General features: G+C 63.1%; 10 protein-coding genes. 7 read left to right on the forward strand and 3 right to left on the reverse strand.

Annotated elements, in window-relative coordinates; genetic code table 11:
* Nucleotides 1–21 precede the first annotated feature (21 nt).
* Nucleotides 22–1,320 carry an O-acetylhomoserine aminocarboxypropyltransferase/cysteine synthase family protein gene (locus SH412_RS10705; RefSeq protein ID WP_336523506.1) on the forward strand — a complete coding sequence of 433 codons (1,299 nt, stop codon included), beginning with the start codon at nt 22–24 and terminating at the stop codon, nt 1,318–1,320.
* Here SH412_RS10705 and SH412_RS10710 read toward each other — a convergent pair.
* Entirely contained in the window at nt 1,317–1,748 is a 432-nt protein-coding gene (locus SH412_RS10710) for a hypothetical protein (protein ID WP_336523507.1), read from the reverse strand. The two genes, SH412_RS10705 and SH412_RS10710, sit on opposite strands and share 4 nt — an antisense overlap.
* On the opposite strand from SH412_RS10710, the gene SH412_RS10715 reads away from it, so the two are divergent.
* Nucleotides 1,747–5,364: a translocation/assembly module TamB domain-containing protein gene (locus SH412_RS10715; protein WP_336523508.1), complete on the forward strand. Its 3,618-nt coding sequence runs from the start codon at nt 1,747–1,749 to the stop codon at nt 5,362–5,364. The genes SH412_RS10710 and SH412_RS10715 overlap by 2 nt on opposite strands.
* A 732-nt stretch (nt 5,365–6,096) precedes the next feature.
* On the opposite strand, the gene SH412_RS10720 is transcribed toward SH412_RS10715, so the two are convergent.
* Nucleotides 6,097–6,540: a hypothetical protein gene (locus SH412_RS10720; protein ID WP_336523509.1), complete on the reverse strand. Its 444-nt coding sequence runs from the start codon at nt 6,538–6,540 to the stop codon at nt 6,097–6,099.
* Between the two features lie 271 nt (nt 6,541–6,811).
* Here SH412_RS10720 and SH412_RS10725 point away from each other — a divergent pair, with 271 nt between their 5' ends.
* The 5 genes from SH412_RS10725 to SH412_RS10745 all read left to right on the forward strand — a co-directional run bounded on the left by SH412_RS10725 (nt 6,812) and on the right by SH412_RS10745 (nt 12,180).
* On the forward strand, nt 6,812–8,194 hold the full coding sequence (locus SH412_RS10725; protein WP_336523510.1) for a neutral/alkaline non-lysosomal ceramidase N-terminal domain-containing protein: 1,383 nt from the start codon (nt 6,812–6,814) through the stop codon (nt 8,192–8,194).
* 244 nt (nt 8,195–8,438) lie between these two features.
* Complete coding sequence (locus SH412_RS10730) at nt 8,439–8,882, forward strand: bis(5'-nucleosyl)-tetraphosphatase (protein WP_336523511.1); 444 nt, start codon at nt 8,439–8,441, stop codon at nt 8,880–8,882.
* Nucleotides 8,883–9,138: 256 nt separating this feature from the next.
* Nucleotides 9,139–10,488: a dihydroorotase gene (locus SH412_RS10735; protein WP_419555803.1), complete on the forward strand. Its 1,350-nt coding sequence runs from the start codon at nt 9,139–9,141 to the stop codon at nt 10,486–10,488.
* Between the two features lie 266 nt (nt 10,489–10,754).
* Complete coding sequence (locus SH412_RS10740) at nt 10,755–11,261, forward strand: glycoside hydrolase family 18 protein (protein WP_336523513.1); 507 nt, start codon at nt 10,755–10,757, stop codon at nt 11,259–11,261.
* 355 nt (nt 11,262–11,616) lie between these two features.
* Nucleotides 11,617–12,180 (forward strand): hypothetical protein, encoded by a 564-nt coding sequence (locus tag SH412_RS10745; RefSeq protein ID WP_336523514.1) that lies wholly within the window; start codon nt 11,617–11,619, stop codon nt 12,178–12,180.
* Nucleotides 12,181–12,371: 191 nt separating this feature from the next.
* Here the strand turns inward: SH412_RS10745 and thrS are convergent, their stop codons facing one another.
* Nucleotides 12,372–14,609 carry a threonine--tRNA ligase gene (gene thrS / locus SH412_RS10750; RefSeq protein WP_419555779.1) on the reverse strand — a complete coding sequence of 746 codons (2,238 nt, stop codon included), beginning with the start codon at nt 14,607–14,609 and terminating at the stop codon, nt 12,372–12,374.
* Between the last annotated feature and the right edge of the window lie 150 nt (nt 14,610–14,759).

The raw sequence follows: 14,759 nt of genomic DNA on the forward strand, positions 1-14,759 counted from the left end.
TCGTTCTCCCGAAAGACTGCTATGACCGACACTCACCGTCCCGAAACGATGTGCCTGCACGCCGGGCAGACTCCCGATCCTACGACGAACTCTCGCGCCGTCCCGATCTATCAGACGACGTCGTACACGTTCAACAGCACCGAGCACGCGGCCAATCTGTTTGCGCTGCAGGAGTTCGGCAACATCTACACGCGGATCATGAATCCGACGTGCGACGTCCTCGAAAAGCGGCTGGCGGCCCTCGAAGGGGGCTCGGGAGGCCTCGCCGTGGCCTCCGGGCAGGCCGCCGAGTCCTATGCGATCCTGAACATCACCCAGGCCGGCCAGAACGTCGTCTCCGCCACCAGTCTCTATGGCGGAACCTACAACCTGTTTCACTACACGTTTCCGAAATTCGGGATCGAGACGAAGTTCGTGCAGCCGTCGGATCCGGAGAACTTCCGGAAGGCAATCGACGGCAAGACCCGCTGCATCTATCTGGAATCGATCGGCAACCCGCGTCTCGACATCCCCGACTTCGAAGCGATCGCAAAGATCGCTCACGAAGCCGGGATTCCGCTGATCGTCGATAATACGTTGGCTTCGCCGTACCTCTGCAACCCGTTCCAGTGGGGGGCGGACGTCATCGTCCATTCCTGCACGAAATTCATCGGCGGGCACGGCACGTCGATCGGCGGCATCGTGATCGAGAAGGGGGACTTCCCCTGGGGCAACGGCAAGTTCCCCGAACTGACCGAGGCCGACCCCAGCTACCACGGCATGAAGTTCTTCGACGTCTTCGGCCCGATGAAGCTGGCCTATATCCTGAAGGTCCGGACGCAGCTTCTCCGCGATCTGGGGGCCGCGATGAGCCCGTTCAACGCCTTCCTGCTGCTCCAGGGACTGGAAACGCTCCACCTGCGGATGGACCGCCACTGCAGTAACGCACTGGCCGTCGGACAGTTCCTGCAGAGCCATCCCAAAGTTTCCTGGGTCAACTACCCCGGCTTGGAGAATCACGCGTCGTACGCACTCGGCAAGAAGTACATGCCCAAGGGGTGCGGTGCGATTCTCGGCTTTGGCGTGAAGGGGGCCACTCCCACGCAGCAGCGCGAGAACGGGATCAAGCTCATTAATCACGTGAAGCTGTTCTCGCACCTGGCGAACGTCGGCGACAGCAAGTCGCTGATCATTCACCCGGCGAGCACGACGCACCAGCAGCTCACTCCGGAAGAACAGGCCGCCACCGGCGTGACCCCGGACTTCCTGCGGCTCTCGATCGGCACCGAAGCCGTCGAAGACATCATCGCCGACCTGAAGCAGGCGCTGGAGGGAATTTAGTTTCGTTGATGGTCGATCGTTGATGGTCGATGGCCGGACGGACGCAGGGCTGCGATCGCCTGCATTCCATCAGCGATCGACGATACACGCACACGCACACGCAAGCCGGGCTTTTTGCCCGGCTTGTTCCTTTCCCAGATTCTGCAGTTTGCGCCCTGTGCAGAACCGCTATTCTGTGCGCCGGGGTTTGCGAGATTGGCTGGAACGCCCGTCCGGTCTACGCCGATTTCGAAGAGTGGAACGGTGCGTTGAAGGCTGTGAAACATACTTGCTGTTTCACGGGTGACGGCAACGATCGCTGAAAATGCGCCGCGGGTGGCTTGTCCGCCCGTGCCCGCGCTGCAAAATCGCTGGCGGCCAGCCGCCAGTGGCACGCGTTTGGAATGCGTGTTGCTGGAAATGTCAGAGCCGGAAGGAGTCGGGACCATGACGACGACAGAGATCCCCGCCGAGGCGCCACTGGCTGCCAAGCCGCCGGTTCGTCGCCGCCGCTGGCTTCGCTGGCTGCTTTTACCGCTGGCTCTGGTCGCGGGGATCGGGTGGTTCGCACCAACCATCGTCGGGCAGACGGAACTGCGGCAACGTATCCCTGGGATCCTGTTTCCGTTCTTCAAGGGGGAGATTCAGCTCGGGGAAACGTCACTCGGCTGGCTGTCGCCGATCGTCGTCCGCAATGCCGTCGCCCGCGATCCCGATGGTCAGGTGCTGGCTGAGATTCCGGAGATCGTTGTCGATCAGCCCCTCTGGAAGCTCGCCGTCGATTCGCTCCAGTTGGGAAGGATCAAGCTGACCGGCATGACGGTCTACGATCGGATTCGGGCGGACGGTTCGAATGTCGAAGACGCCGGGTGGGACTTCTGGAACTCGCCGGTCACCGGACCGCTGCCGCAGTTTGTGCTCGAACTCCGCGACACGACGGTTCACTTTGACAACATCGTCACCCGGGACAAGTCTCAGGTCGACGGCCTGCAGGTCAGCCTGACATTCGATGGCAAGACGGCGACGCAGGCTCAGGTCGGCATTCGTCCCGCGGGCGCCACGGCGGATCAGGTGGCGCTGGCCTTCGCGACTCAACCGGCAGACAGCGAGCATCTGCCGATGTCGGTCTCCTTCGACGCCATGAACTGGTCACTGGCCCCCTTGCGGCCGATCCTGCAGCGCGTGGCTCCCGAATTCGTGGCGGAGGGAGTCCTCACATCGCAGATCAAAGTCGGCGCAGACCTTGACGGCAAGACTCCGACGGTCCTTGTCGACGGTCGGCTGACGGTCGCTCAAGTTGTTGTCACAGGTGCGCCCGGCATGGCGGGCGATGCCGTCCGCCTGGAGAGCTTCGAACTCGGCGGATCGATCCACTGCCGCGACCAGCGTCTGGCTGTGACGCAGGGCCGCCTGGGTTGCGACGTTGGAGAAATCACCGTGACCGGCAGCTTTCCGTTCGACGGAGCGAACCCCGGATCGCTGACCGAGTTCCTGCGAACCGTCGCCAGCGAAGAGGACTATCTCGTCGGCGGACGGCTCGATCTGGCACGCCTGGCGGCGCTGCTGCCGCAGACGCTGCAGATCCGCGAAGACACCCGGATCACGGCGGGAACGCTGCAGGTGCAGCTCACCAGTCGCGAAGAGCAGTCCCGACGGGAGTGGACGGGGCGGGCCGCGATCGCCGGACTGGAGGCTCAGCAGGCCGGACGGCCGCTGACGTGGGACAGCCCGGTCGAAGCGAACTTCGCGGCACATCTGGCGGGAACCGAAGTCGTGTTCGATCAGCTCGCCTGTCAGTCGGACTTCTTCACGGCCGATGGCAAAGGTTCGCTGTCGGACGCCACCGTCGATGCCCAGTGCAATCTCGACCGGCTGGCGCAGGAACTGGCGCGGTTCGTCGATCTTGGCGAACGGAGACTGACCGGCCGCGCCCGGCTCAACGGTCGGGTTCAGCGGTCGGACGGCGATCAGTTGGCGATGACCGGTCAACTGCTGCTGCAGCAGATGCAGGTGGGGCTGAATCCGACGCAGATCTGGTCCGAACCCGAACTGACCATCGATCTGAAGGCTGACTGCCAGACTGTCGCGGGCGTCCCGCTGGCGGAAATCACGACGGCGCGAGTCACGGTGAAAGCCGGGGACGATCTCGCCGTCGCAGAGCTGACCGCTCCCTGGAACCGAACTCTCACCGGCGCTGAAATCGCCGGCCGGGCGGGCCTGCGCGGCGACCTGACTCGCTGGCAGAAACGGATCCGACCGTGGCTGGACCTGGGAGCCTGGCAGCTCGCGGGCTCGATTCAATCAATGTGCGAGCTCCGCGTCGCGAAAGATGCGATTCAGGTCGGCCAGGCTGACGTGCTGCTGGAGCAGCTCTATGCCCAGTCCCCCGGCTGGATGATCAGCGATCCGCAGATCCGACTGAAGACGGCGGGCGACTGGTCGCAGACGGATCAGCGCTGGCAGGCGAAATCGACGTCGCTGGTGGGAACCACCTTTCGCAGCGAACTGCTCGACTGCGACGTTGCGTTCAGCGGACCGCAGTCCCCACGTATGACGGGAAAACTCACCTACCAGGCCGACCTCGGGGCTCTGTCACGCTGGCAAGTCGTCGCCGCCGGTGACCCGGTCTACGCCGCCCAGGGGCTTCTTGCCGGGACCGCCGACGTGAAGACCGAAGCCGGCGTCATCACCGCGAACTGGCAGACCGACGTCGACAAGTTGATCGTCATGTCGGCCGCATCGGTCGGCACCGGAATCAGCCGGACGCCTCAGCGAGCGACGTGGGAGCAGCTCTGGACGGAGCCGAAACTGCAACTCAGCGGGTCCGCAAAGTATCTGACGACGGAGGACCGGCTGGAGCTGACTCAGGCCGGCGGCAAGGTCGATGGCCTGGCGCTTGCCGCGTCCGGAACCATCGAGCACCTGCAGTCCGCGGCCCATGCGAAATTGAGCGGGCAGCTCGACTACGACTGGTCCCGAATATCGCCGCGGCTCGGGCCGTCCGTCACGAAACAGTTCAAGATCGACGGAGCGGGACAGCAGGCGTTTTCGTTCGAAGGGACGCTGGTGAGCGCCGCGACGCCGACCTCGGGAAAGATCCCGGCGACGACCGTCAGCCTGGCCACCTCGCCGGCGGCGACCACCGCGGCGATCGGTCCCGACTGGCAGGGGAGGGCGGCTGTCGGCTGGAACAGCGCGCAGGTCTACGCTTTGCCGGTCGGTGCGGGAACCATCTCGGTCGACCTGGTGAGCGGGATCTGCCGCTTCGGCATGCAGGACATTCCTGTCGCGGAGGGGCATGTGCGGGCGCAACCGGTCGTGCGGTTCGATCGCACTCCAAGCCTGCTGACCCTTGGCGAGGGCCGGGTGATTGACCAGGTGCGGGCGTCCCCCGAACTGTGCGCGACATGGATGAAGTACGTCGGCCCGATGCTTGCGGACGCCGCGGTCGTCGACGGCCGCTTCTCCCTCGATCTGACCGGCGCGACCGTTCCGCTGGACTCGCTCCGCGCCGGCGACGTGGCCGGCGCGCTGCAGATTCACGGCGTCGATGTCCGTCCCGGCCCGCTGGCGCTGCGTTACACGGAGGTCGTGCAGCAGGTCAAAGGTCTGATCCAGGGGAAGCCGCTTGGCGCCGCCTCGGCCGACAAGGTCTGGATCAAGCTCGCCGAGCAGACTGTTCCATTCCGCGTGATCGAGGGGCGGGTCCATCACCAGCAGCTCGTGATGCGTGTCGGCGAATACACGATTCGCACGCAGGGTTCGGTGGGCTTCGATGAAACCATCGACCTGATCGCGGAGATCCCGATCGAAGACGACTGGATCGCGGGCAAGAAGTATCTGGCCGGATTGAAGGGGAAGTCGATTCGCATTCCCGTCCGCGGCTCCATCAATCGCCCTCAGCTCGACAGTCAGGCCATTGCCGAGCTGGGCCGGATGATCGCGTCGTCGACGGCGGGCTCGCTGCTGAACGACAAGCTTGGAGGGGCCGAGGATAAGCTTCAGAAGGCAATCGAAGACAAGCTGGGTCGGGGGCTGGACAAACTGCTGCCGAGGCCACGGTAGTTCAAATCCGAAATTCGAAGCACGAAATCTGAAACAAAACTCCAAGCACCAAGCACCAAGCACCAAGATCGATTTGGGTGGCACGCCCAGAGTCCTCGAAGGGCGTGTCTTTGTGCCGAGAACCACGCCCATCGCAAAGCCTCTGGGCGTGCCACCCGGGGGGGGCCTCCCCTCGAAACGGGCGCCGCCCTTCCGATCCGGCACAATCGCTACAGCCTCCGGCTCTCACCCGGATTCCGTGATCGTTGCCGTTTGACAGGCGAAGATTTGTCGGGGAACCGGCCGATCCCACTCTCGTCGCGAGAGAGTGAAAGCGTGAGTGGTCGGGTTGTTGCCGCGTCGCCGCCTGTTGTCCCCGCAAGCCGGGCGATCGCAGCGACGTCCGACCGTCGGAGGAGCTGGATGAGCTGAGCAGTGTCATCGGGATCGTCGTGCAAACCGCTCGCGAAGGGTCGACGAGCGGTCGCGGAATGGCGAGGCGCCCCGCCGGCAGGAAGCCGCGGCCGAGTGATCGCCCTCCGCTCTCCCCGTCGCACGACCTGCACGACGAACCCGCTGGACCAGGCGCGGGCCGGTGACGACCGGCCGCGCCGCCGCTCATCTGGAAACGGGTATCGGGTATCGGGTATCGGGATTCGGGGATCGCAGAGAGATGAAAGTGGTGAGTGGTGAGTGAAGACGATTTCTCGCTTCAGGGCTTTGACTGGGCGCTTCCGGAGATGACGCTTCGCGTCATTCTTTCTTTGCGTCCTCTTCCATCGGCGGCCGGTCAACCTTCTCTTCCCGCGTCTTGCCGCCGAAGACTCGCAGTGCCTCCGGATCCTGGCGCTTCGGGCTGACGACGTAGGTGCCGACTCCGACTCCCCCCTTGGCATAGTGACCGACGGCGACGCCGCCGAACGAGACTCCGCCGATCGCCACGCCGGCGAGAACGAGGCCGCCCAGGGCGACTCCGCCGACTGTCGCCAGGCCGCAGGCGAGTCCGCCGACCGCGATCCCGCCTCCCGCCAAGCCGCCGATGGCGATTACGCCCGTGGCGATGTCCCCGAAGGCAATGATCCCGCGCGCCCAGCCGCGTGTTTCGCCCGTTGCCGGGTCAGGTCCGCAGGCGACGGCCAGCAACGGCCAGCCGAGGATCTTGAACGACGACTGATAACGCACGCATTTCTTCGGCATGAGAGTCTTCTGACGGAGGAAGTCGGACGATGCGCCCCCAGTATAACACCTCCCCGGACGGCAGACTCCCGCCGGCCGAATTGTGCTCGCAACACGTCATTCCAGCCGTCTGGCTCCAGCTCGATCGTCTCTCCTCACTCACCGTGCATCACCGACCACTCGCCACTTCCCCGCTGCACCCTTTCCCCGCGCCGCATCTCCGCGTACAACAGTCACAGGTGTCGCCACGGGGCGACCAGACCGCAGGCGTCATCCGTTACGGAGAGGTTCGATGAAAACCGGCAGATGGCTCGCTCGATTCTGCTGCTCGTTCCTGCTGCTCTCGCTGTTCGCGGGAGCACTCGTCGCGGCAGAACCGGGCTGGAAAGCCGGACTGGCCAAGGCCGTCATCACGCCCGACAAGCCCCTCTGGATGGCCGGTTACGGCGGCCGGACCGCTCCCGCGGAAGGGAAGCACCACGACATCTGGATCCGGGCTCTGGCCCTGGAAGACGCCGCCGGCAAGCGGGGCGTCATTCTATCGAGCGATACGCTCGGGATTCCCCGTGGCATCTACACGGCAGTCTGCGAGCAGCTCCAGGCGAAGCTGGGACTTTCCCCCGCGCAGATCATGCTGCACGCCTCCCACACGCACTGCGGGCCGGTCCTCAAAGGGGCCCTCTACGACATCTATCCGCTCGATGACAAGCAACTCTCGTTGATCGACGAATACTCGGACTGGCTGACGGCGGAAATCGTCAAGACTATCGAGCAGGCGATCGCCAATCTGCAGCCGGCGACTCTGTCGCGTGGCGTGGGGCAGACAGACTTCGCCGTCAACCGCCGACGGAACCCCGAAGGAGATGTCCCGAAGCGACGGGCGGAGAACCAGCTTCTGGGGCCGGACGATCATTCCGTCCCCGTCCTGGCGGTCCACAATGCGAAGAAAGAACTGATCGGCGTCTTCTTCATCTACGCCTGCCACAATACGACGCTGGGTTTCCAGCTCTGGAGCGGCGACTACGCGGGATTCGCCGAGGAACTGCTGGAAGAACGGCATCCGGGAGCCACGGCCCTGTTCGGCATGGGCTGCGGAGCCGATCAGAACCCCATTCCCCGCCGGACGCTGGAACTCGCCAAGGAGTACGGGAAGCGGCTGGCGGACGCCGTCGACGCTGTCCTGGCGCAGCCGATGACGCCAGTCGCTCCGACGCTGCAGATGGAGCTGGAGGTCACACCCCTGGTGCTGGGGCCGATGCCGACGCGGGAAGAGCTCAAGAAGCTGGCCGGCGGGCCGGTCAATTACACGCAACGGTGGGGCGCCCGGCTGCTGAAAGAAGTCGAAGCGGGGCATGCGCTGCCGCGCGAGTATCCCTATCCGATTCAGGCCTGGAAGCTCGGCGGCGACCAGTTGTGGATCACGCTCGGCGGCGAAGTCGTCGTCGATTACGTCCTGCGGTTCAAGGCCGAGTACGGACAGGACGCGTGGGTCAGCGGTTATACGAACGACGTGATGGCCTACATTCCGTCGTATCGCGTCCTGCTGGAGGGGGGCTACGAGGGGCAGAGTTCGATGATGGTCTACGGTCAGCCGGCCCATCGCTGGGCGGAAGACGTCGAGGAACGGGTCGCCGCCGGCGTCGATCGCCTGGTGAAGCGATTGAACGCCAGGTAGCCATTCGGTGCAGTCCATGCGGAGGAGAGAAGATCTCTCGCGGAGGGGGCAGAGACCGCGTAGAAGGCGATGGTAGGAGATGTCGAATGTCGAAGGCGGAATGTCGAAAGAAGTTGAGAGTCTAGAGATGAGAGTCTAGAGCCAGAGAATACGGAGCATCCGGTTGACCTTTCTGGCGATGAGCGATCCGCGATTTGCGATCAGCCGCTTTTTACCGGTCAATCGCTAAGAAACCTGATTCGTTATGAAGAAGACCAAGGCCTGCGGAGTTCTCGTTTTTCGGCGGCAGCCGCAGCTCTCGTTTCTGTTGATGAAGCATCCCCATCGCTACGATCTGCCGAAGGGGCACATTGAGGAAGGGGAGACTGAGGAGCAGTGCGCGCTGCGGGAAATGTGGGAAGAGACGGGGATTTCGTTTCACTCGGTCAGGCTCCAGCCGGGCTTCCGCTACAGCGAGGTCTATCACCCCTACGAAGCCCGCTTCGGCCCCGGCCGAGTCGAGAAAACTCTCGTGATCTTCATCGGCTGGCTGCTGAAGGACAGCCCGATTACGGTGACCGAGCACGGCGACTTCGAATGGCGGAACTGGGAACCGCCGCACGACATCCAGCGGTTCACGATCAACCCGCTGCTGGAAGCCTGCGAAAAGTTCTTCGCCGAGCACCCGATTCCGACCGATTGCGTTTGAATCAGTTAATAAAGAGGATTCACCGCGGAGACGCGGAGGACGCGGAGTTCAGAAGAGAAATCCCAGGAAAGTGAAAAGTGAGTAGTGAGTAATGCAAAGTGAGAAGTGGTATGAGCCGTTTGGGCCTGCCACTCTCCGTCACTTTGCACTACTCACTATTCAATACTCACTTTTCACTTTCTTGCTCCTGGTCTTCTCCGCGTCCTCCGCGTCTCCGCGGTGAAATCTTCTTCTTTCCGAACAGGAACGAAGACGAATCATGCGAACGCGAATTCACGGCGGAACCTGCGTCCTGCCCGATCAGACGGCGAAAGTCGATCTGCTGCTGGAAGACGGGCGGATTCTGGCCATCGATCCGCCGCGGACGGCCGCCGCGGACGAGGTGATCGATGCCACGGGGCTGCATGTCATTCCAGGCGTCGTCGACGATCAAGTGCACTTCCGCGATCCGGGGCTGACGCATAAAGAAGATCTGCACACCGCGTCTCGCGCGTGCGCGAAGGGGGGAGTGACCTCTTTTCTGGAGATGCCCAACACCAAGCCGACCACGACCACGGTCGAACGGCTGGCCGAGAAGCTGGCGCTGGCCGCCGGGAAGTCGCTGGTCAACTACGGATTCTACATCGGCGCGACGCCGGAGAACTTGGCCGAGCTGCAGGCGGTTCGCCGGACGCCCGGGATCAAGATTTTTATCGGATCGAGCACTGGCGATCTGCTGGTCGACCAGCAGCCGGCGCTGGAGCGGATCTTCGCTGAGACGACGCTGCCGATCTGCGCCCACTGCGAAGACGAATCGACCGTCCGGGCCAATGCCGCGGCCCTCGGCGGCGGAACGGAACTTCGCGACCACTCGAAGATCCGTGACGAGAAGGCGGCTGTCATCGCCACGACGCGGGCGCTCGACCTGGCCTATCGCCACAATCATCGATTTCACGTGCTGCACGTTTCCACGGCGGCGGAACTGCCGATCGTGCGGGATCATCGCAAGCTGATTACGGCGGAGGTCTGCCCGCATCACCTGCTGTTCAACGTCGACGACTACGAGCGGTTGGGGACGCTGGTGCAGATGAATCCGTCGATCAAGACAGCCGCGGACAACGCGGCCCTCTGGCAGGGCCTGCTGGACGGGACGATTCAGGTGATCGCCACGGACCACGCCCCGCATACGCTGGAGGAGAAGCGGCAACCGTATCCGAAGTCGCCTTCGGGATTGCCCGCCGTGGAGAATTCGCTGGCGCTGCTGCTGGATCGCGTTCATCACGGACTCTGCACGCTGGAGCAGGTCGTCGACTGGATGTGCGACGCCCCGGCCCGCGTGTGGGACCTGCAGCGGAAAGGCCGGATCGCCAAGGGTTACGACGCCGATGTGGTGCTGGTGGATCTCGACCGGCGGCAGACGATCCGGAATGCCGAGCAGGAGACAAAGGCCCGCTGGAGTCCGTGGGACGGCGTGACGCTGACCGGCTGGCCGGTGCGGACCATCGTCGGCGGCGGGACGGTGTTCGCGGACGGAAAGATCGATGACGCGGCCCGCGGCACGGAGATCGAATACGATCACGGGCGGGGCGGGTACTGGGCGGATGAGGTTTCGACGTCGCCCGAATAGGGCGTTGCGCCGGTTGGTCGCACAATTGTGATTGACGGGCGGATGGGGCGTCCGCTGCACGGCAGACGGACTGTTCTGGCTCTCCGGCCCGATGAGTGATAGGCTGAAACCGCCTGTCAGGCCGCCAGAAGACGTTGCGAGCATGTCGCTGATAAATACGATCGAGTTGCGGCGATTCGTCGCCTGCATGCTCGGGTGTAAGTTTGCGGACTACAGGTAACACACGGATCAGTGTAGGCACAAGTTCTGCTAATGGAAAAACGACGATGGACCAACCACCTAGCAAAGACGAGATCTTGGCTGCCTTTCGGGCCGTTCTCGACAAGTTTGATGGCGATGTGGAAGTGAAATGCGGTCAGCCAAATCCGAACGAACTCGCCAATGAAGGCGCATACATGCAGTTTGTTGGTCGCTTGAAGGGGTGGATGGTCTTCGCGAAAAAGAACGCCATCGGAATAGTACTTGGGATCTGTCTTTATGGCGACTTTTGGCAAGGCATCGACACGATTCGCTCACATACAAAAATCGCATACGATGAAATTGCATCGTGTCTCGAATATGCCCACGCGCATCGCGACCAATCGCTCGCATTTGCAATTTCCGAGCGACCGAGTGAGTGGCCCTTGTCATCGGACGAGCCAATTAGATTGGTGACGACCACCACGACAACTACGCAACCACCCCTGACGACGCCCCCACTTGCAGGCTATGTCGATATTCCACCTGGATCAGGTTTCGTCCCAAGTTCCTCCGGATGGCAAGGTTACGCATAATATATCAGAACCAAGCGTTCAAGGGTGCCGTCGATTATGCGGTCTTGAAACCACGGCCTCTTGGCGGCAGCCCGCTAACCACCGCCGTTATGCGGCAGGCGGGACGTGATGTCGCTCGATGTTTGCATTAATTGCAAGGACTCATCACAGCCGGAGTATTGGCGTCCATTTTGCCTCAGTCCGTTCTGTTCGAATCAATGGCGCCGCCGGGTAGCCCAACTTGGCCGTTTTCGACCTCGCTGGGCCGCAGGGCCGCGAGAGGTTCACCCCACAATCATCCCTCGCGCAAACTCCTGGCGTCCCGCGACCCGGTAGCCCTCAGAATTGCATCCAGAGCCACCCGCCTCAAAACTAGTTGGCCGCCGCAATGATTGAGTCCAGATATTGGCGCACCGAGTTGAGGGCCGATCTCGCTTGGCTGAAAAAGCATCGCGCGTATCGCAGGTGGTCTGAGAAACAGCAGGTTCTATTCGAGCGCAAGCTGATGCTGGCGGCCTTTCAAGTCCGCTCGCTGCTAGAACGGCCGAAGGTCAACGATCAAGCGCGCAGCACCGGCATGTCGGCGCTGCGTTACAAGAAAATCGGCAGCCGTCCATTTACGGCAACTGGTTCGGGTTGGCCGAACGAGCGCTTCGATATGGAGCACCCCGAGTCGGTCGTCTTATCCGCCCTTGACGTGTGCAACCAACTCATCCACTACTACTGGATGGAAACGTGGTCGGAAGATCGATCCTTCGTCTCGATGCTCGTCTTCTCGGATTACAAGCGGCACAAGTGGGCCTATGAGTTTCGAATCGAGGACCTTTTGGAGTTGTTCCAAGTGTTCGGTGACGACTCGTCTGCAATCGTGGGGGCTGAATCTAGGTGGGATGAAGAAAAGCAAGACTTTGTTGTCGTGAAATCGTGGGGGGCCGGCTAACTCGCCATTCCAGCGGACCGCCTCCGGCGGCCGCTGAATTCCAACGTTACGGTTGCCGCACCTTCCCTCGATCCCACGCGAACCCAACCGACTTCACATGGGCACCCGCCCGGTTCTCAAACGACGAGCAATTCACGCTCCGGCAGAAATTTCGTCTGCGATACCCGAATCCCGAGACCTGATACCCGCTCCTAATACTCGTGCTCTTCCGTATCCGCGGCCGACTCGGCGTACGGATTCGGGGCCGCCTTCTGGACCTGGCGGACCTTGCGTTCGGTGACTTCCGTCTGCAGCCGGGCGATTGCGTCGGCGATCGGCATGGCGCCGAGTTCGCCGTCGATGCGGTCTCGCAGCGAAACGGTGCCGTTTTCGACGTCCCGGCCGCCGACGACCAGCATGTAGGGGATCAGTTCGAGCTGGGCGTCGCGGACCTTGGCGTTGATCTTGCAGCTCCGCAAGTCGGTCCCGACGCGGAAGCCGGCGGACCGGAACTGTGCTTCGACCTGGCGGGCGTAGTCTTCGAACTTCTCGCCGATCGACATCACGCGGACCTGCTCGGGCGCCAGCCAGAGAGGGAACGCCCCGGCGAAGTGCTCGATCAGCATGCCGGTGAAGCGCTCCATCGAGCCGAACGGGGCGCGGTGAATCATCACGGGCTGGTGGGCCTGGTTGTCGGCCCCGACGTATTCGAGCTGGAAGCGTTCCGGCAGGAGGAAGTCGAGCTGCACGGTGCCGAGCTGCCACTCGCGGCCGATGGCGTCCCGGACCATGAAGTCGGTCTTGGGGCCGTAGAAGGCCGCTTCGCCTTCCCGTTCGCTGAACGACAGGCCCGCTTCCTGCAGAACTCGGCGCAGGGTTCCCTCGGCGGTCGCCCACATCGCGGGCTCGCCGGCGTATTTGTCGCTCTTGGGATCGCGCAGCGACAACTGAATGCGGTAGTCGTCCAGGCCGACGCTGGCGAGGACGAACTTGACCAGCTCCAGCGTGCTGCGGAACTCGTGCTCGACCTGCTCCGGAGTGCAGAAGAGGTGGGCGTCGTCCTGGGTCAGTCCGCGGACGCGGAGCATGCCGTTGAGTTCGCCTGACTGTTCGTGGCGATAGACGGTCCCGAACTCGGCGAGCCGGACGGGGAGATCCCGGTAGCTGCGCGGCTGCGACTTGTAAATCTGGATGTGGTGCGGGCAGTTCATGGGCTTGAGCAGGTAGCGTTCCTGCTGCTTTTCCCAGGTCCGCAGGGCGGCGACTTTCTGTTCGGGAGAGCCATTGCGCGGGTACTCGGTGACATCGACCGCCAGGACGCGGGCCGACTCGAAGAGTTTCGCTTCGTCCTCGGCGGACAGCACACCTTCCTGGAGCTTCCGAATCCAGAAGTCGACGAGCTGGCCGCCGTCGTGACCATAGAGCGGGGCGAACTGCGAATCGCGGTAGTACGGGAAGTGGCCGCTGGTTTCGTAGAGTTCGACGCGTCCGATGTGCGGGGTGTAGACCGGCTGGTAGCCCCGTTTGAGCAATTCCTGCTTGATGAAGTCTTCGAGGATGACGCGGATGGTCGCCCCCTTGGGCATCCACAAGCAGAGCCCCTGGCCGACTTCCTGGCTGATGGTGAACAGGCCGAGCTGTTTGCCGAGGACGCGGTGATCGCGGCGTTTGGCCTCGTTGACCTGATCCAGGTAGGCATCCTGATCTTTCTGCGAGAACCAGGCGGTTCCGTAGAGCCGCTGGAGCTGGCGACCGCTGGAGTCCCCCTTCCAGTAGGCGCCGGCGACGGACAGCAGCTTGAAGGCCTTAATCCGTTTGGCGTCCGGCACGTGCGGGCCGCGGCAAAGATCGACGAACTCCCCTTGCCGGTAGAAGCTGACGGTGGAATGGCTGGCCAGCCCGGTCCGGATGTGCTCGCTCTTGAGGGACTGCGACATCCCCTCGACCAGTTTCAGCGCCTCGTCCCGATCGGTCACGAAACGCTCGAACGGCTCGGCCTGGGCGACGATGCGCGCCATTTCGGCTTCGATCCGCGGGAAGTCATCCTCGCTGATCTGATGCGGCAGGGCCATGTCGTAGTAGTAGCCCTGGCCGGTTGTCGGTCCGAACGCCAGCTCCACGTCGGGAAACAGCCGGGTGACGGCGCGGGCCATCACGTGGGCGCAGGAGTGCCGGAGGATTCCGAGCGATTGGGGGTCTTTCTCGGTCAGGATCTGGACCGGGACCGGGCGCTCTTCGGTGGCCTCGAACAGAGGCCGCATGACGTCCACAACCGTTCCGGAAACGACTGCGCCCAGCGCGGCGCTACCGAGCCGGGGGCTGATCTTGTTGGCGACATCCAGAGCGGTCGCGTTGTCGGCGACCTCCAGAACTGCTCCGTCCGGGAGACGTACCTGCAACATCGATGAAGACTTTCCGTCGGCCGGCCGGTCGGGTGGCCGGACGGGCACAAATGAGCGAAACTCGCCGCCACACCACGATTTGCGGCGGCGAGGCCGTGTTATATCGGACCGCCGGTCGGACCGTCAATCTCCGGATGGAGGGGGGATCGAGGCGTTGTTGTGTTCGAGAGCCGACGGTGAGCGGAGGTTCGGTGCGGT

This window comes from Planctellipticum variicoloris (assembly GCF_030622045.1).
In the GTDB taxonomy this organism is placed as follows: domain Bacteria; phylum Planctomycetota; class Planctomycetia; order Planctomycetales; family Planctomycetaceae; genus Planctellipticum; species Planctellipticum variicoloris.

Bases quoted from the DNA above. Each gene is read 5' to 3' on its own strand.
- SH412_RS10705 (WP_336523506.1), top strand. From the start codon at position 22: ATGACCGACACTCACCGTCCCGAAACGATGTGCCTGCACGCCGGGCAG.
- SH412_RS10715 (WP_336523508.1), top strand. From the start codon at position 1,747: ATGACGACGACAGAGATCCCCGCCGAGGCGCCACTGGCTGCCAAGCCG.
- SH412_RS10710 (WP_336523507.1), bottom strand. From the start codon at position 1,748: ATGGTCCCGACTCCTTCCGGCTCTGACATTTCCAGCAACACGCATTCC.
- SH412_RS10720 (WP_336523509.1), bottom strand. From the start codon at position 6,540: ATGCCGAAGAAATGCGTGCGTTATCAGTCGTCGTTCAAGATCCTCGGC.
- SH412_RS10725 (WP_336523510.1), top strand. From the start codon at position 6,812: ATGAAAACCGGCAGATGGCTCGCTCGATTCTGCTGCTCGTTCCTGCTG.
- SH412_RS10730 (WP_336523511.1), top strand. From the start codon at position 8,439: ATGAAGAAGACCAAGGCCTGCGGAGTTCTCGTTTTTCGGCGGCAGCCG.
- SH412_RS10740 (WP_336523513.1), top strand. From the start codon at position 10,755: ATGGACCAACCACCTAGCAAAGACGAGATCTTGGCTGCCTTTCGGGCC.